This window comes from Bacillus cereus group sp. BcHK124 (genome assembly GCF_027712065.1).
Classification (GTDB): Bacteria; Bacillota; Bacilli; order Bacillales; family Bacillaceae_G; genus Bacillus_A; species Bacillus_A pacificus.
Map to the genome: position 1 here is coordinate 205306 of NZ_JAQFPJ010000001.1, position 20879 is coordinate 226184.

Consider the following 20879-nt stretch of genomic DNA (forward strand, 5'->3'; position numbering starts at 1 on the left):
TATTATTAGTATATAACATATATGGAAAGAGGAGTTAATTGAATAGTCATTTTTATACATAATTTCTATGTGAAGACAATTTGATCAGCGTATAAATTAATTCTTTTGTAGGTTACTACATCTTTTTATTTTTGAGTGTTATGGTCTTAACTTTGTATAAGAAACTCTATTATTATAAAATATGAAATATAAAATAAAGAAACAAATAATAAGAACGAATCATGTCAAAAAGGAAAAGGTGTACAAGGATGAAGAAATTCGACTTAAACATTGAAAAAGTTTTGGAACATTGGACTGTAGCACATGCATTAAGGGAAATCATCGCGAATGCATTGGATGAATCGAATTTAAGTGAAACAAAAGAACCTATTATATGGAAAGATGATGATGGAAAATGGCATATTAAAGATTATGGAAGAGGGCTAAAACATAATCATTTAACACAAAACGAAAATAAAGAAAAAATGAGCCGTGTTGAAAAAGTAATTGGAAAATTTGGAGTCGGATTGAAAGACGCTTTGGCAACCTTTGATAGAAGAAACATACATGTATTGATAAAATCTAAGTATAATGACATTACAATTAAAAAGTTATCAAAAGAAGGATTTGCGGATATTACGACATTGCATGCAATCGTTCAAGAACCTTCGAATTGCAATATGGTTGGGACCGAATTTATTTTAGGAGGGCTGCAAGATTCAGATATTGAAAAAGCGAAAGATTTTTTCTTGTTATATTCAGGAGAACAAGTGATTGAAGAAACAAAATATGGCGCTTTACTCGAAAAAGTGGATAATAAGGAATCTCGCATTTATGTGAATGGACTCTGCGTAGCTGAGGAAGAAAATTTGCTGTTTTCCTACAATATTACTTCACCAACTAAAAAACTTTTAAAATCGTTAAACAGAGAAAGAACAAATGTAGGAAGAAGTGCGTATTCGGATCGAATGAAATCCATCTTACTGGCATGTACTGGATCTGTATTTGCGGAAAAATTGGTAAGCGATCTTGAAAAAATTCAAAAAGGTAACTCTCATGATGAGCTGCAATGGATAGATGTGCAACTGCACGCATGTAAGATTTTAAACTCGAAAGAAAAAATATTGTTTTTAACCTCGGATGACTTAATCGGGGGCAGTAAATATATCAATTATGCGAAAGATGAAGGGCATAGAATTGTTACCATACCAGAAACGCTTGCACTCAAATTATCCAAAGCAAAAGATATTTCTGGAAATGAAATCGTGAATTTGGATTACTATTCAGTGCATTGGAATGATAGTTTTGAATTTAAATTTGTAGATGAAAAAGACTTAAGTAAAAAAGAAAAGGAAATTTATGAGTTAAAACATGTGATTCAAGGATGGTTTCCGAAAAATATAAAACCTGTAAAGGAAATCAAGATTTCTGAAACCATGAGACCTGATAGCTTTACTGGATCAGATGCGTTAGGATTATGGGATAAATCGGACCGTACCATTATCATAAAAAGAAGCCAATTGAAAAGTGTTGAAGCATATACTGGAACGTTAATTCATGAATTTGTTCATGCTTATACAGATACAGATGATGAAACGATAGAATTTGAAAGCGGATTAACAGATATGTTAGGTAAAATAGCGACAATGGTCATAACGAGTAAAGAAAAAGATACATGGTTCAAACGAGTGTTCAAGTTTTAGTAAGTAGGTCCCTTGCTACTTTCTAACGTTGAAGTGGTGAGCTTCTCGCGATAATGATAAAAAGAGGTTGTCCCAAAAGGTCGTTAAAAATGAACTTTTGGAGACAATTTCTTATGTTTTACCTTTATATGGATAAAACCCCAATCATAAGTAGAAAACCAATAGGTTTTCTACTTATGATTGGGGTTTTTTTGCTTTTGATTGAGCTCGGTAAAGAATGTTCTTTACTGTTTTTTGAACCGATTTATTTTTCCGAAAGAGTTTTGATTTTCTTTTTGTTCCCCAAAAATTTATCGAATAATTCCATAGGTGATATATTTTTTTGTTTTTCTTAATATTAAAATATATGATTTGACGCTATCCCGTCTTTTGTTCTCAATTCCTAAACGCGTGATTTAAGGTTCTTCTATGTAGTAAATAAGGGCACTTGTGGTACAAAAAAAATCTCGCAATGTTTTTTTATTTTTTATAAATTCATTTCCATGAAATGTTTTTACTGAAATGAATTTTATACCTTGTTAAAGACATACTAATATTAAAACAAGCTGTTTTAATATTAGTAATGAAAAAACAGCAGAATGTCATATCTTTTATAAAAGGATAAAAATTTTTCATATGAAATTCGGTAGTCTAGTGGTTCGGAGATGGGAAGGTGAAAGCAGTGGAGTCTTACGCAGTATATGTTCGTGTGTCAACTGACCGAGATGAACAAGTTTCATCTGTCGAAAACCAAATAGATATCTGCCGGAACTGGTTAGAACGAAATGGATTCAATTGGGATGAGAAACGTGTTTTTAAAGATGAAGGGGTAAGTGGAACTTTATTTGTAGACAGACCATCTATTCAATTACTGTTAAAAAAGGCAAAAGCAAAAGAAATTAATATGGTTGTTTTTAAATCTATTTCCCGTTTAGCGAGGGATTTGAAGGATTCGTTAGAAATTCGCGAAGTATTTTTAGCTCATCATGTTCGAATTATTTCTGTTGAAGAAGGCTACGATTCTATAAAGGCTGGCAAAAACGATATGGCATTTGAACTTTGGTCTTTGTTTTCGGCTCAATACAGTAGAACGCTTTCTTCTAGTATTACGGCAGCATTGGCGGTAAAAGTTCGTCGCGGGGAGCATATCGGGAAAATTCCATATGGGTATAATCGTGAAGAGCAAAAATTGGTGATTAATGAGGAGGAAGCGCAAGTTGTCAAAATGATGTATAAATGGTATTGCGAAGGTTTGGGATATAAAAAGATAACAAATGAATTAAATCGATTGGGTATAAAGTCGAAAACTAAAAAGAACTGGCAAATGACATCGGTTCAAAGAATCCTTCAAAGTGCAATTTATAAAGGAACTTTTATTTTAAACCAATATACTTCAGTAAAAGTTGGCGGTAAGAAAAAACAAATCCGGAACCCAAAAGAAAAATGGTTTGTTTTTCCTAACCATCACCCAAAGATTGTGGAAGAAGAGATATGGAATCAAGCGAATCGAAAAAAAAATAAAACAAATAAAACGAAAATCACAGCTTGGAATGAATTTCGCAATCTAGCAAAATGCGCGGTTTGTGGTTCTAATATGGTAATTGTACAGTCTCATTTGAAAAAGAAAAGTGGGGAGCGAACAGAATGGAAATATTTAAAGTGTTCTCAATATCGTCGGGCAGGAAAACATGGTTGTGTAAATCATGTGCCAATTCAATATGGGCATTTTCGTCAGTTCATTATAAATTTATTAGTGGGAAAAGGAGAGTCTGTTTCTTTAAGACTTCAAAGTAATGTTGAAAAGGGGCAAGAGAAAAATATAAAGAAGTTGCAACAGCTTGTGAGTACAAATCAGCAAAAGAAAAAAGCACTGCTAGATTTGTACTTAGAAGAACTTATTAATAAAGGAGAGTTTGAACAAAAACGGAACGATCTTGAAGCGGAAATAACCAAAGCGAATCATGAGTTACTGGTAATACAAAATGGTAATCATGTTCAAATTGATATTCAAACGATAAAACAAGCTTTTGAGCAGTTACAAAAGCAAGAGCAAGATTTGATTCATGTATTTCAAGCGTTAATTCAAAAAATAAGTATTCATCAAGATGGAGCGATAGATATTACATACACTTTTGAAAGTCCATTATAAGAAGGGATATTATACATATTCCTTCTTAATTTTTGTATTAGAAAATAATATTGTACAAGTAGTTATATATTCATTTTCCTTGCATATTTTTTAATGATATGGAATAAAGGGGGATATGAAAAATGTATATTTTGAATGATATAAATCTTGAAGAAGATACACTTTTAGAATCTTATCCAGTTTGTATGAAGGATAAATATAATGGAGAGATTTCTTGTATGGGTATATTAGTGAAAAGGGAAATAGAAAATCATCAATCAAAATTGGAAGGTACACACTATTATCAATTTGTCTATTTTTATGGAAAAAGTCCTATTAATTTTTCTAAATCAGACTATAAGGAATTGCAAGAAAGGGTCCGCTTTGATATGGATCTCGAAATGGTTGCGGATTTCCGATATTCTTTTAGTGAATATAGTTCATCTCCAGGATTGAGTTCATCAATTAAAAATAAGAACTCTTTAACGGACATATTAGGGGATGATATTATGCAGGTTAGCTATGAATATCGCATTTAGGAGATGTTCCTCTTAGTATCTGTAAAAACTAAACAGCTCAAATATTAGGATTAGAAGGCGCTTATAAGCAGTAGTTGAGTTTGTTCATATGGGAGGGATGAACTATAAGAAAGCAGCCGACTTTTACATAAAAGTCGGCAATTTTTCTTTCTATTTAATCTTTAAAAGATATGTATTCTTTAACGGTATAGGTGATTCATATCAAAAGTACCCTGGAAATTAGGGTGCTTTAGTTATATATATTTATGTTAGTATCTAATTAGAGAAATGTATTTGTTAAGAGAGATACTTTGAGAAAATAAATTAATTCTATTCAGAGAGGGATAATTATGGGGATATTCAATACAATCAAGAAGTTATTTTCTAATCCGGCTGTTAAGGAGTCTAATAATGGTCCAATGATGAATTCAGAGCGTCATTTAGGTAATGTTAAACAAAATAAATATTACGATTTTATTGATAAGGATACAATTCGACCAATATCAACGATTCTATTACAAACGGATAGCAAGCAAACATGGGATTCGTTCTTTTCTGTAGCCAAGAAAAATCCTAAATTAATAAATTTTGAAATCAGGTCTCGTAGGAAATTTCGTCATCTTTATCATAATCAAGATTTACTTGTTGTCGAAGCGGCAGGAACTATTGAAATGATTACTAAAGAGCAAGTACAACAAATCAATTTAAAAGAAACGCCATTAGAAAAAATGCATCCTGTTGCTGTAAATCATATGGGTGTTCTACTTCACGATAAAGAAAAGGTTGCTTTTGTACATTATAAGAATCAACGAGCTATTGTATATGAATTTCAATGGCAGCCTTTTAGATTTGCCATAGGTAACGATTTTTGGTTAGTGGGAACACGGGAAACATATGACGGTCCAGGTAAACTCTATTGTTTTGACTTTAATGGAGATTTAAAATGGGGCATTGCTTTTAAAGAAGTATTCTCTACGATGTTTGGTGAGCTTAGTTTTATGCCTTATTTACTTGAGGTGTCAGCAGATTCAACGGATATTTTTGTCTCGAGTATGGATAGATTGTATCGATTGGACAATAATGGTAATTTGAAAGCGAGAATTGCTATTTCTGAACTGAAAGAAAAAGAATTACAACAGAAACAAGAAGAGCTTCAACATGAATTATCTGCACCGCCAAAAAGTGAAGAAGAAGCAATAAGTATGTCCGCTAAACAATTAGCAGCTCAATTTACTATGGGATTTGAGAGAATGAGTTTTAATTCGCCATTCGCTGGTTTTGCGCATGATTACAAAACTGACATGGTGTTCATTTTAGAAGAGAAGGGGCGAGTTTCTGCCTGGGATAGTAGTGGGAGGCTCAAATGGATTAATGCATTTAAAAATGAAGGTAGGTATATCTGTTGGATAGAGAATAAATTGGTTGTCTCTTTTAAATCTGGAGAAACCTTCTGGTTAAACAGGGATGGGAAATTTATTTATGGAGCACAGTTACCAAAACAAGCTTCCACTATTCAATTGATTCCTAATCAAGAAAAATATTTAGTTGTATGTGAAGATAATAGATTGTATGAACTATACAAAGATACCGGTAACCTCATAACAGGTTCAGAAGGGCATCCTGGAATGGAACTATTCATTTTATTTGGTCGAAATGTATTTTTTGATGGAGGGGTTCATAATCAAGGGTATTTTTGGCTAGCTCCTGAAAATCACCAATGGCAACATTTTGAGGCTAAAACCTTTAAGGATGTAGACAAGGTTGTTGTTCAAAGTGAGGTGGCACCTGAGATTGCTGCGACTAAGCAGTTTACGGGGGGATGGGAGATAAAGAATAAAAAAGAGTGGTTTGGTAATCGGGTTATTGACATGAAAAACCAAAGGGTCTATGTGGTTGAGGAAGGACCGCGGAAGTCAATCAATGAATTGGTAAATTTATCTGATAAACAAAGAGAAAAAGACCGTTTGAGTCATAAATTAGTGTGCTATGACCTTGGTGGAAATATTATTTGGGAAAACCATATATATTCATCTATGTGATCGCTATTTTTATCTTTAGATGGAGAGGTTTTGTTCACAAGTATACCTTCAGAAGCGGAAATTACTTATCTTCCTGGGCATATTGTTACCTATTCAAAAGATGGTCAGCAACTTGATAAATTCAAAGTAGATGCTCATGGATTTAATCTAGATTTTATTTCCGAGGACAGGGCTATTGTTCATTTTGCTTCTGATAGAGGGGAGAAGTCTGTTTCTGGTATGTTCGAGATCAACGGCAAAGGAAAGTGGAGACTAAAGATATCTGAATCCGATGTCGAAAGTGAAAAACGGAATGTGTTCGGCGCAGGATTAAACGATGTAAGTCTACCTAACTTCAGATTAAAAAGAACAGACAAGAAAAAATATGAATTGGAAAATCGAAATAGTAAAATAGAATTAAAGTTTTCGGCGGCTATTTATGAAGCTTATGAAACACCGGAACATAATTTGGTATTGCGAATAGGAACAAGATTGGTATCGTTCTATAACATGAATTTAGAGAAAACCCTTGAAGTTAAAGAACAAGAAAGTATTCAATCTATGACATTGGGATCGAGTAGCTTAGTGGTTGTCACAAAAACAGAAGTAAAAAGTTACAATTATCAAGGTGAAGTCTTGTGGAGGTATAGCCCTCTTCCAAAAGCGTTTGAATCGAGGGTAATATGGATTCCGAATAAGAACATTTACCTATGGGTAGTATCAAATAATTTGGAAACGATAGTCGCGGCTATACATGAGAATGGGAACGTGCTAAAAAGTCATTCTTTTAACAAGAATAGCTATCATCATTCTATCTTGGTCTATCCTGAAGAGTGTTGTTTTGTAGCTCAAACAAATGAAGTTATTAAAGGATACAGTATTTAATAATTAATATGGATACATCACTTGTTTAATTTTTTGGTTCTGTTATTGTTGGATATTGATTTATTGAGGTAACAGGCAGGGTAATTAAGAAAAGTCAATTTACCATAATTTACATTTGAGTTAAAATAAGAATTGTTGAAACAAGGGCACTACTTATATTTAGAACTAGAATTTTAAAATTAGGAAAATGGAGGGCTGGTTATGCAAATTAATGAAGAAGGTAAATTAGCGGATTGGAACTTAATCGTCCAGGGTAATATAAGTTTATTATGGATACAAGAATGTTTGAAACCAGAAAATCAGAATAAGAAAGTGAATGAATTACTTAGAGAATTTCTAAAAAAAAATGAGAATATTAATTTACTTAACCCTAGTGTTTTACTCATGGCATCTTATTTATTATTTGTATACACAAAAGAAAAAGATTTTAATGATGGGGATTATTCGTTTGTTGATATATCAAAGTTCAATGTAATTGCTAGCAGAAAAAGAAGACCTGACGGCAATTATATTTGTAGAAGGGTAAGAAATGCTTTAGCACATTCGAGAGTTCATATTGATGAAAGTCTGCAAATCACTTTTGAAGACAGCAAACCTGATGGAACGGATTACTTCAAGTGCGTAATTTCATGTGTCGATTTTGGGAATTTTATTAATAACTTTATGTTTACCCTTAAAGATAGTTATTTCAGCAATAGGGTTTAATGCAAAAGAAAAGTTATTTAGATAACGGGACTCGATAGTTCAATAAAATAAAAAAATCACAATTTGTTATGTGGGTTTTTTGGTGAGAAGAGTAGGAAGAAATGTGATTTCTGTTTGCAATCACTACACATCTCAAACGCAATGCAAAAGCTAGGGGTTAAAGGACGTTCACAAGCAGTTGTTGAGCTTCTTCGCATGGGAGAGCTCGAGTTATAAAAAGAAAGCCGACTTATATAAAGAGTCGGCTATTTTTTTGCGTATATTTTGAATTTAAAAAGGTATCTCAGACTTGGAGAGGGAAGATATGTTTCAGGAAGAAATGTTAAAATAACTGTTTTAGAACATGATGAGGTATGCAGGATAGGTATTTTTGTCATTTATAAATAAGAAGGTGCACATATGAAGTTGTATTTTAAGGGTATGGAGATAGGTGAAATTAAAGATGTTTTTGGAGACATGCCATGGATGTATGGAACAATTCGTTTATTCGAGAATAGTAAACCTTTCCAAAAATATTTTCGTGAGATGGTAGACGAAGATAGTATATTTGATTTTGAAAGCATAGACCCTGAATTTTTATATGAAGAAAATTGGGCTATTTTTGAGGAGGATGCTCAGCGGTATTTAGGGATTGATATACCTGCTATTCATATGGAGTATAACATGATTGCGTGGCGCTGGAGATAAAGTTATCAGGTTGTGAACATCTTTGTATGAAAGAATTCAAACGAGAACAATAAGCCGACTTTTATAAAAAAGGTCAGCTAGTTGTTCTCGTTTTTTCGCTTGCTATATGAATGATAAGAACACTCCATACATAAATAGGTAGTAAGGAGGGGATATGTTGAAAAGGGTATTGTTAGTTTCAACAAGCGCTCATGATATGGATGGACACCCGACTGGTTTGTGGCTGGAAGAGCTCGCAGCTCCTTATAATTTGTTTAAAAAAGCTAAGTTCGATGTTGATATTGTGTCGATACAGGGCGGTAGAGTGCCGATTGATAGAGTTTCTATTCCGAACGGGATACCTCGTGAATTTAAGCATGTCGCTTCTTTATTGCAAAATACGAAGTCGATCTCAACGGTTCATTTTTCGGATTATGATGCAGTTTTATTTGGTGGTGGACACGGGGCGATTGTAGATTTTCCAGGTAATCCATATGTTGCAAATTTAATTGTGAATATGTACAACAACAACCGAATTGTAGCGGCTGTGTGTCACGGAGTAAGTTCTTTAGTCGGTGTGAAAAATAAGGACGGCTCGTTTTTTAGTGCGGGTAAGCATATAACAGGTTATACAAATGATGAGGAAAAAGCTGTACATTTAGAAAAGCGAGTGCCGTTTTTGTTAGAAAGTAAATTGAAAGAAGAAGGGGCTTTGTTTTATGTTGCTCCAAATTTTACGCCGCACGTCGTAGTAGATGGGCGTTTAATTACAGGGCAAAATCCGCAGTCTAGTATGGAAATAGGGAAAGCTATAAGAAGAGTTATAAATAAAGTATAGAAAAAGTGCTCGTTACTCATAAAGGTAGCGGGCATTTTTTCTATAGCATAAATGACTCTTTAAACTAAAAAGATGTATTGAGTATAGTGACTTCATTTATAATTAATCGTGAATTTGCTATACTATTTTGTATGGACAAAAGGGGAGGCTCTTTTAATGAGAAAAGTTGCGTGTGCAAATACTTATATTAATAAAATAAAGCCCGTTATTAGAAAAACGAGTTTTAGTCAATTGAAAATAGATGAAATTGCGAAGTATATGGATATTAGTAAAGCTACTTTATATAAACGTTTTTCTTCAAAAGATGAGATTATTGAAGCTGTGGTAGAAGATTTTATGAACTACCTTCTTGAAGGGGATGCGGATAATCAAGATGAAAGTATGTCTTTTGCAGAACGTTTCCAAAAGACGTTTATTCACTCTTTAAAATGTGTGACGTATATTTCAGATGTCTTTTTACAAGATTTGAAAGAGGCATATCCGCACTTATCTGATCAGTTAGTCGCTGCACAACAAAATCGTAATCATAATTTGCAAATGTTTTTTGAAGCGGGTATGGAACAAGGCTACTTTAATAAGATGAACGCACAATTATTTATGGTGCAAGATGATGTGATGTTAAGACGTATTATAGATCATTCTTTTTGTATTCAGTACGATATTACGTTAAAGAAAGCGATACTTGATTTTTATCAACTAAAGAAGTATCAACTGTTTAAACCGGAGTATATAGAAGCGATTGATGATTCTGAAATTGAAAAAGAAGTTATGGCTATTTTGCAAATGATTTCGTAAAAAAGCAGATTTTCCTATATGAATGGAAAATCTGCTTTTTTTATTACATGTTCTTTTTTAAGTGTTGTAATACTAATTCAGCTACTGGACCACCTGAAGCTGGGTTTTGACCAGTGATAACACGGTTATCTTCTACGGCGAAAGCTTCCCAAGGCTGTGTAGCTTTTTCGTAAAGTCCTCCATTTTTAATAAGTTCATCTTCTGTTAAAAATGGAACGAATTGATCTAATTCAGCTAGTTTTTCCTCTTCATTTGAGAATCCTGTTACTTTTTTACCGCTAATTAAACGTTCCCCATTACTTAATGTAATATGAAATAAACCAGCAGCTCCGTGACAAACAGAGGAAACAATTCCGCCATTTTCATAAATGCTACGGCTAATCATTTGGAGTTCTTTATTTTCAGGGAAGTCCCAAATCACACCGTGACCACCTGCGTAATAAATAACAGCATAGTCTTCCGGATTCACCTCACTCGGTTTCAGTGTAGAACCGAGGCGATTCATAAATTCTTTCTTTTGATACCATTCCCAATCGATGCTCTCCGCCATTGCTAAACTATGCGGATCAATCGGTGTATAACCACCTTGTGGGCTAACATAATCTACTTCGTAACCAGCTTCTTCAACTTTTTTAACGAAATGAACAGCCTCACCAAGCCAAAGGCCAGTAGCTCGATTTAAATTTGGATATTTTTCAACGCTCGTTAATACAACTAACATTTTTTTCTTCATCATAATCCTCCTATAATGTTTCTTCTATATATAAGTTCATTATTTTATTAAGTTAAAAATTGCAAATCTGAATAACCATGTCAGTCCTCCTTATATCGGATTCGAAATTAGTGTATAACAATTTTTGAACAAAGTAAACTAAAAAAACTAAATTAGTTTACTTTGTATATTTTTCGTTGACAAATTGTAATGCTGAAACTATGATAGTTCCATGAATATCGAACAACGTACATGTTTCGTTTCGAATTCAATTTGTCGCGCGATAAATGTATACATTTGATGAAGTTGTCTAGTGATAATAGAAGAGCTAAACAACTTCATTTTTCGTTTTCAATTACTACAATCAGGAGAGGTGTTACACATGGGGGAAGATATAAGTAATCATTCAAAATGGTTTGTTTTCACATTATGTTTTATCGTTTTATTAGGACCGATGAATGCGGTTTTATTTAATGTTGCGTTAGAGGATATTGCTCATGATTTATCTATTAGTCAATCGAAAGTAAGTTGGGTTGTAGTAGGTTATTCTTTAGTTGTCGGTATTGGTTCAATGATATATGGGAAGCTTGCTGATCGTTACAGTGTAAAAAAACTATTAATTATTTCGATTATCATATTTGTAGTGGGTTCTATTATTGGATTTATGAATCAATCTTATGTGATTACCATTCTTGCAAGATTAGTGCAAGCGAGCGGGGGTGCAGCGTTTATTGCGCTTAGTATGATTGCAGTGGCGAAATTAGTTGTTCCTCATAAGAAGCCTGGTGCGTTAGCGATGATTAGTTCTTCTATTGCATTAGCAGTAGGTATTGGCCCTTTAGTTGGCGGGGCTATTACAAATACACTAGGGTGGCCATATTTATTTTTATTTATGGTTATTTCAGTAGTGGGGATTTTCTTGCTTATAAAATTTATGCCAGAAGAAGCACGGCACACGGATGAAGCGTTTCATTTTGATTACATTGGAGCGGCGTTACTATTTGCATTCATTACGACTGTTTTATTAGGTGTCAATACGAATAGTTGGCTATTTGTGTTATCGATAATTTCTTTATTTTTATTCACGGTTCGTATGAAGAAAGCGGAGCATCCATTTATCGATATTGAGTTGTTTTCGAACAAAGCATTTCTTCGTTTAATAACAGTCGGATTTATAATTAATGTGGCGTTATGTGCTAATTTATTATTGTTGCCATTACTGTTAGGAAGAGAGCACGGATTGTCTCCGTTTGTTATCGGAATTGTATTATTTGTTGCATCACTCTTTGGTATTGTGTCTAGTTTTATTACTGGAAAGATTGTCCCTTCGTTTGGAAATGTGAATATGATTTATGTAGCGTCTGTCATTATGATTGTTGGCTTTTTAATTTTAGGGTTTATTCCGAATGGAAGTATAGTCGTTATTGTATTGGCGATTATTTTGACATTTATGAGTTATTCTGCCATTCAAGTATCATTGAACACATTTATACCGAAAACATTACATGCAGCTAAAGTTGGAGTCGGTCTTGGCTTATATAATTTAATTAACTTTTTCGGTATGGCATTTGGACCAGCTGTTGCGAGCAAAATTATGGAATCTACAAATAGTTATCGTTTCAATTTTATTTTAATCGTCATGTTAATTTCTGCCCATTTCTTCTTATTAATAGGAATGTCTTCTTTCCAAAAAAAGATGGAGCATTAAAGATGTACTTTATTATAGAAGAAACCGACTTTCATATAGAAGGTCGGTTATTTTTCTGTCTTGCAAATTATGAAAAAAAGGAGCAAAATAAAAAAGGTCCTAGTCTATACAGGTACAAATGAAAATTTTCATATAGAAGCAGTTTAAGTGAGCGAACTTAAAGTGTGAAAAATATAATGATAAAATAAGATGATGAATGAGAAAACGGGTGATGAAGTTGAATAGAGCAATCGGTGTTATCGATTCAGGAGTTGGCGGTTTAACAGTGGCGAAGGAATTAATTCGTCAGTTGCCGAAAGAGCGCATTATATATTTAGGGGATACAGCACGTTGCCCTTATGGTCCACGTTCTCGAGAAGAAGTGCGTCAATTTACGTGGGAAATGACGGAGCATTTACTAGATTTAAATATCAAAATGTTAGTTATTGCATGTAATACAGCAACTGCAGTTGTATTAGAAGAGATGCAGAAACAATTACCAATTCCAGTGGTAGGAGTTATTCACCCAGGATCACGTACAGCTTTAAAAATGACAAACACGTATCATGTTGGGATTATTGGAACGATTGGAACGGTGAAAAGTGGTGCATACGAGGAAGCGTTAAAGTCTATTAATAATCGTGTTATGGTAGAAAGTTTAGCGTGTCCACCTTTTGTTGAGCTTGTAGAGAGCGGTAATTTCGAAAGTGAAATGGCGTATGAAGTTGTAAGAGAAACGTTGCAACCGCTGAAAAACACTGATATTGATACGCTTATTTTAGGTTGTACACATTATCCAATTTTAGGTCCTGTTATTAAACAAGTAATGGGAGATAAAGTGCAACTCATTAGTTCTGGTGATGAAACGGCGCGTGAAGTAAGTACCATTTTATACCATAGTAAAATGTTGAATGAGGGAGAGGAACAAAGTGATCATCTCTTCTTAACAACAGGGAAAATAGGTCTATTTAAAGAAATTGCATCAAAATGGTTCGGTCAACCGATTGAAAATGTGAAACATATTTATTTAGAAAAAGAATAATAATAGAATTCATATAAGTGAACTCCTGAGAAATCAGGAGTTTTTTTGTTTATAGGGAGCACAGCTTGTTCTAAAACATGAAACAGCTCGTATACATAATAGTACAAACTTAGATTTTAGGGGGGAATGGCATGCCTAAATCCACTTTTAAATGGGTTGTTGGTGCTACTGTGAGCGCTGTTTTACTAACAGGGTGTGGCTTTATAAATCAAGAGAAAGCAACGGAGCAAATTGATCCGCCAAAACAAGTTACGTATACAGAGGGTGGAAAGAAAGAAGTATCTAAGAAAGATAAGCAAGGACAAACGGTGAATAGAGAACTATACCTTGTTGATAAAAATGGCTATGTTGTACCGCAAACGTTAGCTATACCTACTCCGAAAGCAAATGAGGTTATTCAGCAAACGTTAGAGTACCTTGTGAAAGATGGACCGGTAACGAATTTGTTACCGAATGGGTTCCGTGCAGTCATTCCGGCGAATACATCGATGACCCTAAACTTGAAAAAAGATGGGACGGCAGTCATTGATTTTTCTAAAGAAATGAAAAACTATGCAAAAGAGGAAGAACGTCAAATCGTTGAATCTATTGCATGGACGTTGACGCAATTTAAAGAAATAAAACAAGTGCAGTTCCAAATAAATGGTGAAAAATTAGCGAAGATGCCTGTTGGTGGTACACCGCTTGGTGAAGGGGTGAGCCGTGCGAACGGTATTAACTTCGATGATGAGCAAGTAGCGGATGTAACAAATACAAAACCAGTAACACTTTATTTTATGGCACAAAATAATAATAAACAGCAATACTACGTACCAGTAACACGCCGCGTTGTAGAAGGAAAAGAAAATGATTATGCAGCAATTGTAGATGAACTTGTAAAAGGACCGATTCATCAATCTCTTCTGAACGATTTCAATCCAGGAGTTAAGCTCATTACGAATCCGAAATTACAAGATGGAAATCTTACATTAAACTTTAATGAAAATATATTTATAAACCCAGATAAAAATATGATTTCAAATTACGTATTGAAGTCATTAGTTTTATCTTTAACAGAAAAGAAAGGCGTGAAAAGCGTTTCTATTGAAGTAAATGGTAAAGCGAATCTTATAGATGAAAAGGGCGGAAAGTTAATAAAACCTGTAGATCGTCCAGAAAACGTGAATACAGGTAGTTTTTAATCGCCAATAATTTGATATACTTAAGTAAGAAAGGGGAATTGCTTTTTGGGTTCCCCTTCTTTTATTGTATACATATCATACATTTAAATTTGGCTATACTAACAAGTAGTTATGAGGAGGTTATTGTTATGCGAGTAGATGGTAGAGAGAAAACAGAATTACGCCATATACATATTCATACGAATTACTTAAAACATCCAGAAGGATCAGTATTAATTGAGGTTGGGGATACTAAGGTAATTTGCTCAGCGACAATTGAAGAGCGTGTCCCGCCTTTTATGCGTGGAGAAGGAAAGGGCTGGGTAACAGCTGAATACGCGATGATTCCACGTGCGACAGAACAACGTACAATTAGGGAGTCAAGTAAAGGGAAAGTAACAGGACGTACAATGGAAATCCAGCGCTTAATTGGACGAGCATTACGTGCGGTAGTTGACTTAGAAGCGCTTGGTGAGAGAACGGTTTGGATTGATTGTGATGTTATTCAAGCGGATGGTGGAACGAGAACAGCTTCTATTACAGGTGCATATGTAGCAATGGTATTAGCGTTTGAGAAATTACTACAAGCAGAAAAAGTATCTAAAATTCCAGTAAAAGATTATTTAGCAGCAACGTCAGTAGGAATTGTTGAAGAACAAGGTGTTGTTTTAGATTTAAACTATGCAGAAGATTCTAAAGCAGACGTTGATATGAACGTAATTATGACTGGAAAAGGTCAGTTCGTTGAAGTGCAAGGAACTGGAGAAGAAGCGACGTTTAGTAGAGCGCAGTTAAATGAATTACTTGATGCTGCAGAACAAGGCATTTTCCAACTGATTGACATGCAAAAAGAAGCGTTAGGTGACATCGTATCTCATATAGAGTAGAGGTGGAAAGTATGAAACAAGTTGTTGTAGCGACAAAAAATATGGGGAAAGTACGTGAATTTGCTGAGTTATTTGAGCGATTTGATTTAGAAGTGAAATCATTACACGATTTTCCTCATATTGAAGAAGTCGAAGAAACTGGTGAAACATTTGAAGAAAATGCAATCTTAAAAGCGGACAGTTTGAGTAGACAATTGAATGCAATTGTAATTGCGGATGATTCAGGTCTTATTGTAGATGCTTTAAACGGGAAACCAGGTGTGTATTCAGCACGTTTTGCTGGAGAGCCGAAAGATGATCAAGCAAATATTGATAAAGTTTTACAAGAATTAAATGACGTAGCGTTTGAAAAGCGTAAAGCTCGTTTCTACTGTGCATTAGCAGTGGCTTTCCCTGAAGGGGATAAAAAGCCTGTCATTGTAAATGGGACGTGCGAAGGGTTTATTTTAGAACAACGCCGCGGGGAAAATGGCTTCGGATATGATCCGATTTTTTATGTGGAAGAATATAAAAAAGCGATGGCCGAACTAAGTTCAGATGAGAAAAATGCTATTAGTCACCGCGGACGTGCTCTACGTAAGCTAGAAGAAAAAATCCCTGAATGGTTTTTAGGAGAATAAGGGAGAGATATTGATGAAAGCTTTAATCGTAAGCGATAGTCATAGCTCTGTGAAGGAATTACAGCAGTTAAAAGAGAAGTATGAAGGGAAAGTAGATATCATGATTCATTGCGGTGATTCAGAGCTAACGCCTGCTCATGAAGAGTTGCAAGGTTTCCATGTTGTAAAAGGGAATTGTGATTATGCTAACTTTCAAGACGAAATTGTAACTGATGTAGATGGTGTTCGTTTCATAGTTGTGCACGGACATCGTCATAACGTGAAAATGACGGTACAAACATTAGCGTACCGTGCTGAAGAGGTAGGGGCGCAAGTTGCATGCTTCGGACACTCTCACGTATTAGGTGCGGAATTAATCGACGGCGTTTTATTTATTAATCCAGGCAGTATTTTATTACCGCGTCAGCGTGTAGAAAAAACATTTGCTTTATTAGAAATGGATGAAAATCAAATGGAAGTTCGTTTTGAAACACTAGACGGACAGCTAGTTGAACAAGCAGTTTTTAAAAGAGGATAAGAAAAATTATCCTCTTTTAAAAAAGGTGTTGACTTTATGTATGGTTATACATATAATAAATATTGTCGATAGGGCAACAGCGCTAACGATTGAAAATAAAATAACATATGCGGGTGTAGTTTAGTGGTAAAACAAGAGCCTTCCAAGCTCTGGTCGAGAGTTCGATTCTCTTCACCCGCTCCATGTCCCAGTAGCTCAGCAGGATAGAGCAACGGCCTTCTAAGCCGTCGGTCGGGAGTTCGAATCTCTCCTGGGACGCTAAAAAAACCTTTTGCGGTGACGTCAAAATCCGCAATATATAAGCCTTCTAATTCGTAAGTTGAATCGTACAATGTGCGGTCGCTAACGAGTTAGGGGGCTTATTTTTTTATGTCAAAAAGACGTGATTCTTTAACGATTAGCGAAGATTTAACGAATGTTTTTAGCGATAGATTAAAAAGTGATCCGCGGAAGAAAGAGATTGCAGAAAATCGTTATATGTTCAATCTAACAATCGACAAAGTGCTCGAGATAATTGTGCGTTATTACACTACTTATGATTTGAAGGGAAACTAAAACCTTAAGAATAATATTAAACTTCTTGTTTTTATGCAGAGAAAACAAAAACAGAAAATATAGTACAACTAATAGAATAACACTAATAATTAAAGTTCCTCCGATGTACCAAACTTTTTCGCTGTTACTCCAAGTTTTATTAAGGTTATCATATACTCCAAAGTAAAAAACACAGTAGCAAATAGATATAAAATAGCACCTAACAGTGTAGATAAAATTATATTTCAAAAGTTTAATTTTACTTGTGTGACTTTATTTAAATACAATTTGTCAATTTCCTTAGTTGTTGCCGCTATTACAAGTTGATTAACACTATATAATACAGCTGGTATAAGTAAGGTGCTATAATTGTAGTGAAAGCAGGTGGAAGTTTGCTTATTGTCTCTAACGATAATCCATTAAACATTTTTGTAGTTCAACCCTTTCGTTAAAGTTAGATAAAAAAGAACGCCACCATAAGAGTAGGTAAGCGTCCTGCGTCTTTAATAAATCAACCTGTATCACCATCAGCTAAACCTTGTATAATATTAATAGCTGTTTGAGTGTTAACTGAAGTATGCGTGCCTATCGTTACAAGTGTAATCAATAGCATTCCTAATAATACTTTTTTCACTTTAACGCCTCCTTATTAAAAATTTCTTTCTTAGCTTCATAACTTAAGTAGAAATATTTACTTCCTTGTTCAAAGTTTCCTTCGCTATGAAATTGGACCGCTAGTGCTTCCGTGTATTCTTGAACATATTCCCATAATCTTTCGTTTCTAAAGTAGTCCATTCCTGCCAGTACTGCTTTTTCTAATTTGTCAGCAGCAGCTTTTTTATTTAGTTCTCTCAGAATTGCAAAACGGTATTGATATTCTTGATTCCCTAATTCATTGCAGATAGTTAAACCTTTTTCAATGAGTTGACATGCAATTTCTTTTTCACCTAGCTTAACATGTTCCTTTGCCTTAACAAAAATAGCTTTATAATGATGAGGTTTCTTTTCAACTACTTCTGAAAGGTATCGAATTGCCGAACTAGAAAGATTTTGACTCGCATACATTAAGCCTAAATTATGACGAACTAGTAAGATTGCTTTCTCATTTTTTTGCTTTTGGAATGTGTTCATTGCAGTAACAAAGTATTCTTCAGCTAGTTCAAATTCTTTTAAATGCGTACAAGCTAATCCTAATAAATTATCACAATAAGCTGTTTTTAATTCATAGCTTTCATGTTTAGAAAATATGTCCCTAGCTTTTGTACCATGCTTAATGGCTAAAAGTGCTTGATAAATATGATAATGATATGTTGCTAAGTTGTAATGAAATTCCGCTTTTTCAAGTTCATCAGGAATGTGTTTAAGTAAAAGTTCTGCTTTATCATACTGTTCTTTAGCAAGGTTATAATTACCGACTGCGTTAGAATGAATAGCCTTATAAAAATGGTAGTAGTAAGATAAAAAGTTATCTGTGGGAATATCAAAGGATTCAATTTTATCAAAGCTATTTTTTGAAATACTTAAATTATCCACTAAATATTTATAGCCGAAATCTAACAGGTGATAGTAGAGTAACAAGTTTGAGTCTGCTTCGTTATTGTGAATAATAGAATTAATTTCTTCTTTTAAACAATGGGCATTATCTATATTACGTGAACGTATTTCTTTGTACCATTCGTTAAGTAGTTTTGAAATTTGTGTATTCCCCTTTATTAGAACGTCCATAAAATCCCCTCCCTTTTTGAATATTCTTATAAATAATGATAGCAAGAATAGAATTTGATGGAAATTGAATTTCAATATTTCTCAACATTTGTGTAACGATTTTATTTTCAATTATGTAACTAATTGCATTCATTCTCCCTGTTAGTAATTTCAAATGGTGGTTTGTTCCTACTTTTAACTATTGCACCTGATTCTGCAATTTCAGGGAAGGCTTTTTTCTGATTTTTAGTAAGAGGTGCAGTAGGTGAAGATTTTAACTCTACTAAGTCAATCTTACCATTTGCGTCCTTGCCTCCTATATCTATACGAGTGCGTACGCCCGATTTTGTTTGTACGGTTATTTGTTCATTCAATTCAGATTTAGGTTTTTGTTGTTTTATAACCTCGAACATTTTTATTTCGTATTCTTTACCTGCTAAGCTATTAGCTTTTAAAGTTTTCCGTTGTTTTTCTAGTGTGGCTGCTGCACCTATTGCATTGGAAACTTTTTTTGCACCTTTGACTACTTTTATTCCCTTACCAACAGGCGTAAGTCCCGCAAAAACCATGAAATCAGCACCAGTGCGTTCCCACCATGAAAGTTTTTCGCCAGTATCGGGATCAATACCTTCTATAACACGTCGTACATCGTATTGTCCTAATTTTCACTTAGAATGTTATAACTTTTTACCATTCTAGTACGATTGAGCAACCGTTATCGAAACTTATCCCCGTTAGTGTGTTACAATGAATAGAAGCGGAAAACGAGAATCTCCAATTGACTAGACCTGTGATTGGTTAGACAGTTTAAGAAGGTTGTATAAAAAAGGGAGATGGCGCAAAGATGGCGAGATCAAATGAGAACGATTTAACGGAGAAATTGGCAGAAGGTCACCGAAAATATGGTGATGGCAACTTTACAGTACAGAACATCGGTGATGAAACCAACCCGGATTGGACTATCGTAAAAAATGTGAGGAAAGGATCGGCAGGTATTCGAGAAGAGGAAGATATATTAAGACTGCGATCAAAATATATAAAATAGTACGGAAATGGGCGGAGTGGGAGCTCGAAATTCTCCTGGGACGCTGAAAAAACCTTGTTATCTTTTGATAACAAGGTTTTCTGTTTAGTTATTAATAAACTTCTCAAATACAAAACCATAATCTTTCACATTATATTGTTTCTTCGTATCAACGAGCCAGTTAAAGGCGATTTCGTTCATTTCTTTAAATTGCTCTGCTAAATTTACTTGTGCATTTGAAATCTTACAATTCTGTAAGGTAACTGTAAGGTAGTTCGATGGTAACAAATTGCTAATCCTCTATAATGAAGATAACAACGATAAAACGAGGAGGAAGAAATAATGAAGGGATTAATCGTAACGGGTTTAACAGTTGCTTTTGGATTTGTAGCGTATGAGAAATTAACGTATGTAGTTGATGTTGTAAAACATTTAATCGCGTAGAGGAAACTACCATGAGAGGGAAAGGGAATGAGTGAATGAATGGAATGGTTATTTGGAATTATAGGTACTTGTAGTGTTGTGTTATTGTTCTTTGTCCCAAGTGGTATACTTAGTTCGACAACGAGTTTGTTCTTCTTAAGTTTGTTTGCTTGTACGATGCTCATCATTATGTTTTTAATGAAGCGAAGTAAACCAATCTTCTACTTTAGCATGATTGTTATGGCAATTATTGTTCTCCAAATTATTACCCTTGTTATATACCCCACTATTATAAAAGCTTTCCATTAATGATGAATCCTCTGCTTGAATTGCTGAGGGTTTTTATTTGCATATT

At 34.2% G+C, this 20879-nt stretch carries 21 protein-coding genes, 2 tRNA genes and 3 pseudogenes; 21 read left to right on the forward strand and 5 right to left on the reverse strand.

What is annotated here, in order from left to right:
* The first annotated feature begins 248 nt into the window (after positions 1-248).
* The 10 genes and pseudogenes from PDK19_RS01150 to PDK19_RS01195 all read left to right on the forward strand — a co-directional run bounded on the left by PDK19_RS01150 (position 249) and on the right by PDK19_RS01195 (position 10214).
* Complete coding sequence (locus PDK19_RS01150; RefSeq protein WP_088106399.1) at positions 249-1682, forward strand: ATP-binding protein; 1434 nt, start codon at positions 249-251, stop codon at positions 1680-1682.
* Between the two features lie 652 nt (positions 1683-2334).
* Positions 2335-3810 (forward strand): recombinase family protein, encoded by a 1476-nt coding sequence (locus PDK19_RS01155; RefSeq protein ID WP_000648666.1) that lies wholly within the window; start codon positions 2335-2337, stop codon positions 3808-3810.
* A gap of 122 nt (positions 3811-3932) precedes the next feature.
* Entirely contained in the window at positions 3933-4328 is a 396-nt protein-coding gene (locus PDK19_RS01160) for a hypothetical protein (protein WP_088106401.1), read from the forward strand.
* A gap of 329 nt (positions 4329-4657) precedes the next feature.
* Positions 4658-6346, forward strand: coding sequence for a hypothetical protein (locus tag PDK19_RS01165; RefSeq protein WP_258959473.1), 1689 nt, complete (start codon positions 4658-4660; stop codon positions 6344-6346).
* A 30-nt stretch (positions 6347-6376) separates the two neighbouring features.
* Positions 6377-7210: a hypothetical protein gene (locus tag PDK19_RS01170; protein WP_258959474.1), complete on the forward strand. Its 834-nt coding sequence runs from the start codon at positions 6377-6379 to the stop codon at positions 7208-7210.
* Positions 7211-7411: 201 nt separating this feature from the next.
* On the forward strand, positions 7412-7915 hold the full coding sequence (locus PDK19_RS01175; RefSeq protein ID WP_088106402.1) for a hypothetical protein: 504 nt from the start codon (positions 7412-7414) through the stop codon (positions 7913-7915).
* A gap of 126 nt (positions 7916-8041) precedes the next feature.
* Positions 8042-8131 (forward strand): annotated as a pseudogene (gerE, locus tag PDK19_RS01180) (spore germination transcription factor GerE); the annotation flags it as partial.
* A gap of 183 nt (positions 8132-8314) precedes the next feature.
* Positions 8315-8602: a hypothetical protein gene (locus tag PDK19_RS01185; protein ID WP_000780770.1), complete on the forward strand. Its 288-nt coding sequence runs from the start codon at positions 8315-8317 to the stop codon at positions 8600-8602.
* Positions 8603-8756: 154 nt separating this feature from the next.
* Positions 8757-9419 (forward strand): type 1 glutamine amidotransferase domain-containing protein, encoded by a 663-nt coding sequence (locus tag PDK19_RS01190; protein WP_270706473.1) that lies wholly within the window; start codon positions 8757-8759, stop codon positions 9417-9419.
* Between the two features lie 156 nt (positions 9420-9575).
* On the forward strand, positions 9576-10214 hold the full coding sequence (locus PDK19_RS01195) for a TetR/AcrR family transcriptional regulator (RefSeq protein WP_001233021.1): 639 nt from the start codon (positions 9576-9578) through the stop codon (positions 10212-10214).
* 43 nt (positions 10215-10257) lie between these two features.
* Here PDK19_RS01195 and PDK19_RS01200 read toward each other — a convergent pair whose 3' ends face one another.
* Positions 10258-10947, reverse strand: a complete 690-nt coding sequence (locus PDK19_RS01200) for a type 1 glutamine amidotransferase domain-containing protein (protein WP_000728503.1) — start codon at positions 10945-10947, stop codon at positions 10258-10260.
* 361 nt (positions 10948-11308) lie between these two features.
* On the opposite strand from PDK19_RS01200, the gene PDK19_RS01205 reads away from it, so the two are divergent.
* The 9 genes from PDK19_RS01205 (at position 11309) to PDK19_RS01245 (ending at position 17394) form a co-directional block, all read left to right on the forward strand.
* A complete protein-coding gene (locus PDK19_RS01205; protein ID WP_062822064.1) occupies positions 11309-12634 on the forward strand; it encodes an MFS transporter in 1326 nt (441 codons plus the stop codon).
* A 211-nt stretch (positions 12635-12845) separates the two neighbouring features.
* Complete coding sequence (gene racE / locus PDK19_RS01210; protein WP_000773996.1) at positions 12846-13655, forward strand: glutamate racemase; 810 nt, start codon at positions 12846-12848, stop codon at positions 13653-13655.
* 131 nt (positions 13656-13786) lie between these two features.
* Positions 13787-14836 carry a spore germination protein GerM gene (gene gerM, locus PDK19_RS01215; RefSeq protein WP_001126762.1) on the forward strand — a complete coding sequence of 350 codons (1050 nt, stop codon included), beginning with the start codon at positions 13787-13789 and terminating at the stop codon, positions 14834-14836.
* Between the two features lie 128 nt (positions 14837-14964).
* On the forward strand, positions 14965-15702 hold the full coding sequence (rph, locus tag PDK19_RS01220) for a ribonuclease PH (protein ID WP_001261765.1): 738 nt from the start codon (positions 14965-14967) through the stop codon (positions 15700-15702).
* An 11-nt stretch (positions 15703-15713) separates the two neighbouring features.
* A complete protein-coding gene (locus tag PDK19_RS01225) occupies positions 15714-16322 on the forward strand; it encodes an XTP/dITP diphosphatase (protein ID WP_000815935.1) in 609 nt (202 codons plus the stop codon).
* A gap of 13 nt (positions 16323-16335) precedes the next feature.
* Positions 16336-16839, forward strand: a complete 504-nt coding sequence (locus tag PDK19_RS01230; protein WP_000645500.1) for a metallophosphoesterase — start codon at positions 16336-16338, stop codon at positions 16837-16839.
* 109 nt (positions 16840-16948) lie between these two features.
* A tRNA-Gly gene (locus PDK19_RS01235) sits at positions 16949-17022 on the forward strand.
* A gap of 1 nt (position 17023) precedes the next feature.
* Positions 17024-17097, forward strand: a tRNA-Arg gene (locus PDK19_RS01240).
* A gap of 111 nt (positions 17098-17208) precedes the next feature.
* A complete protein-coding gene (locus PDK19_RS01245; RefSeq protein ID WP_000044632.1) occupies positions 17209-17394 on the forward strand; it encodes a hypothetical protein in 186 nt (61 codons plus the stop codon).
* Between the two features lie 490 nt (positions 17395-17884).
* Here PDK19_RS01245 and PDK19_RS01250 read toward each other — a convergent pair whose 3' ends face one another.
* The 3 genes and pseudogenes from PDK19_RS01250 to PDK19_RS01260 all read right to left on the reverse strand — a co-directional run.
* Complete coding sequence (locus tag PDK19_RS01250) at positions 17885-18007, reverse strand: hypothetical protein (protein ID WP_000756802.1); 123 nt, start codon at positions 18005-18007, stop codon at positions 17885-17887.
* Positions 18004-19098 (reverse strand): response regulator aspartate phosphatase, encoded by a 1095-nt coding sequence (locus PDK19_RS01255; protein ID WP_049113916.1) that lies wholly within the window; start codon positions 19096-19098, stop codon positions 18004-18006. Before PDK19_RS01255 ends, PDK19_RS01250 begins: the two co-directional genes overlap by 4 nt.
* A gap of 119 nt (positions 19099-19217) precedes the next feature.
* Positions 19218-19736: pseudogene (locus PDK19_RS01260) on the reverse strand (pre-toxin TG domain-containing protein); the annotation flags it as partial.
* A 185-nt stretch (positions 19737-19921) separates the two neighbouring features.
* On the opposite strand from PDK19_RS01260, the gene PDK19_RS01265 reads away from it, so the two are divergent.
* Entirely contained in the window at positions 19922-20122 is a 201-nt protein-coding gene (locus tag PDK19_RS01265; protein WP_000124456.1) for a hypothetical protein, read from the forward strand.
* Between the two features lie 84 nt (positions 20123-20206).
* On the opposite strand, the pseudogene PDK19_RS01270 reads toward PDK19_RS01265, so the two are convergent.
* Positions 20207-20347, reverse strand: a pseudogene (locus PDK19_RS01270) (YvbH-like oligomerization domain-containing protein); the annotation flags it as partial.
* 237 nt (positions 20348-20584) lie between these two features.
* On the opposite strand from PDK19_RS01270, the gene PDK19_RS01275 reads away from it, so the two are divergent.
* Complete coding sequence (locus PDK19_RS01275; RefSeq protein ID WP_001983650.1) at positions 20585-20833, forward strand: hypothetical protein; 249 nt, start codon at positions 20585-20587, stop codon at positions 20831-20833.
* The last annotated feature ends 46 nt before the right edge of the window (positions 20834-20879 follow it).

Excerpts from the sequence above, each read along its gene's own strand:
- PDK19_RS01150 (WP_088106399.1), top strand. The coding sequence starts at position 249 with ATGAAGAAATTCGACTTAAACATTGAAAAAGTTTTGGAACATTGGACT.
- PDK19_RS01160 (WP_088106401.1), top strand. The coding sequence starts at position 3,933 with ATGTATATTTTGAATGATATAAATCTTGAAGAAGATACACTTTTAGAA.
- PDK19_RS01165 (WP_258959473.1), top strand. The coding sequence starts at position 4,658 with ATGGGGATATTCAATACAATCAAGAAGTTATTTTCTAATCCGGCTGTT.
- PDK19_RS01175 (WP_088106402.1), top strand. The coding sequence starts at position 7,412 with ATGCAAATTAATGAAGAAGGTAAATTAGCGGATTGGAACTTAATCGTC.
- PDK19_RS01185 (WP_000780770.1), top strand. The coding sequence starts at position 8,315 with ATGAAGTTGTATTTTAAGGGTATGGAGATAGGTGAAATTAAAGATGTT.
- PDK19_RS01190 (WP_270706473.1), top strand. The coding sequence starts at position 8,757 with ATGTTGAAAAGGGTATTGTTAGTTTCAACAAGCGCTCATGATATGGAT.
- PDK19_RS01195 (WP_001233021.1), top strand. The coding sequence starts at position 9,576 with ATGAGAAAAGTTGCGTGTGCAAATACTTATATTAATAAAATAAAGCCC.
- PDK19_RS01200 (WP_000728503.1), bottom strand. The coding sequence starts at position 10,947 with ATGAAGAAAAAAATGTTAGTTGTATTAACGAGCGTTGAAAAATATCCA.
- PDK19_RS01205 (WP_062822064.1), top strand. The coding sequence starts at position 11,309 with ATGGGGGAAGATATAAGTAATCATTCAAAATGGTTTGTTTTCACATTA.
- racE (WP_000773996.1), top strand. The coding sequence starts at position 12,846 with ATGAAGTTGAATAGAGCAATCGGTGTTATCGATTCAGGAGTTGGCGGT.
- gerM (WP_001126762.1), top strand. The coding sequence starts at position 13,787 with ATGCCTAAATCCACTTTTAAATGGGTTGTTGGTGCTACTGTGAGCGCT.
- rph (WP_001261765.1), top strand. The coding sequence starts at position 14,965 with ATGCGAGTAGATGGTAGAGAGAAAACAGAATTACGCCATATACATATT.
- PDK19_RS01225 (WP_000815935.1), top strand. The coding sequence starts at position 15,714 with ATGAAACAAGTTGTTGTAGCGACAAAAAATATGGGGAAAGTACGTGAA.
- PDK19_RS01230 (WP_000645500.1), top strand. The coding sequence starts at position 16,336 with ATGAAAGCTTTAATCGTAAGCGATAGTCATAGCTCTGTGAAGGAATTA.
- PDK19_RS01245 (WP_000044632.1), top strand. The coding sequence starts at position 17,209 with ATGTCAAAAAGACGTGATTCTTTAACGATTAGCGAAGATTTAACGAAT.
- PDK19_RS01255 (WP_049113916.1), bottom strand. The coding sequence starts at position 19,098 with ATGGACGTTCTAATAAAGGGGAATACACAAATTTCAAAACTACTTAAC.
- PDK19_RS01265 (WP_000124456.1), top strand. The coding sequence starts at position 19,922 with ATGGCGAGATCAAATGAGAACGATTTAACGGAGAAATTGGCAGAAGGT.
- PDK19_RS01275 (WP_001983650.1), top strand. The coding sequence starts at position 20,585 with ATGGAATGGTTATTTGGAATTATAGGTACTTGTAGTGTTGTGTTATTG.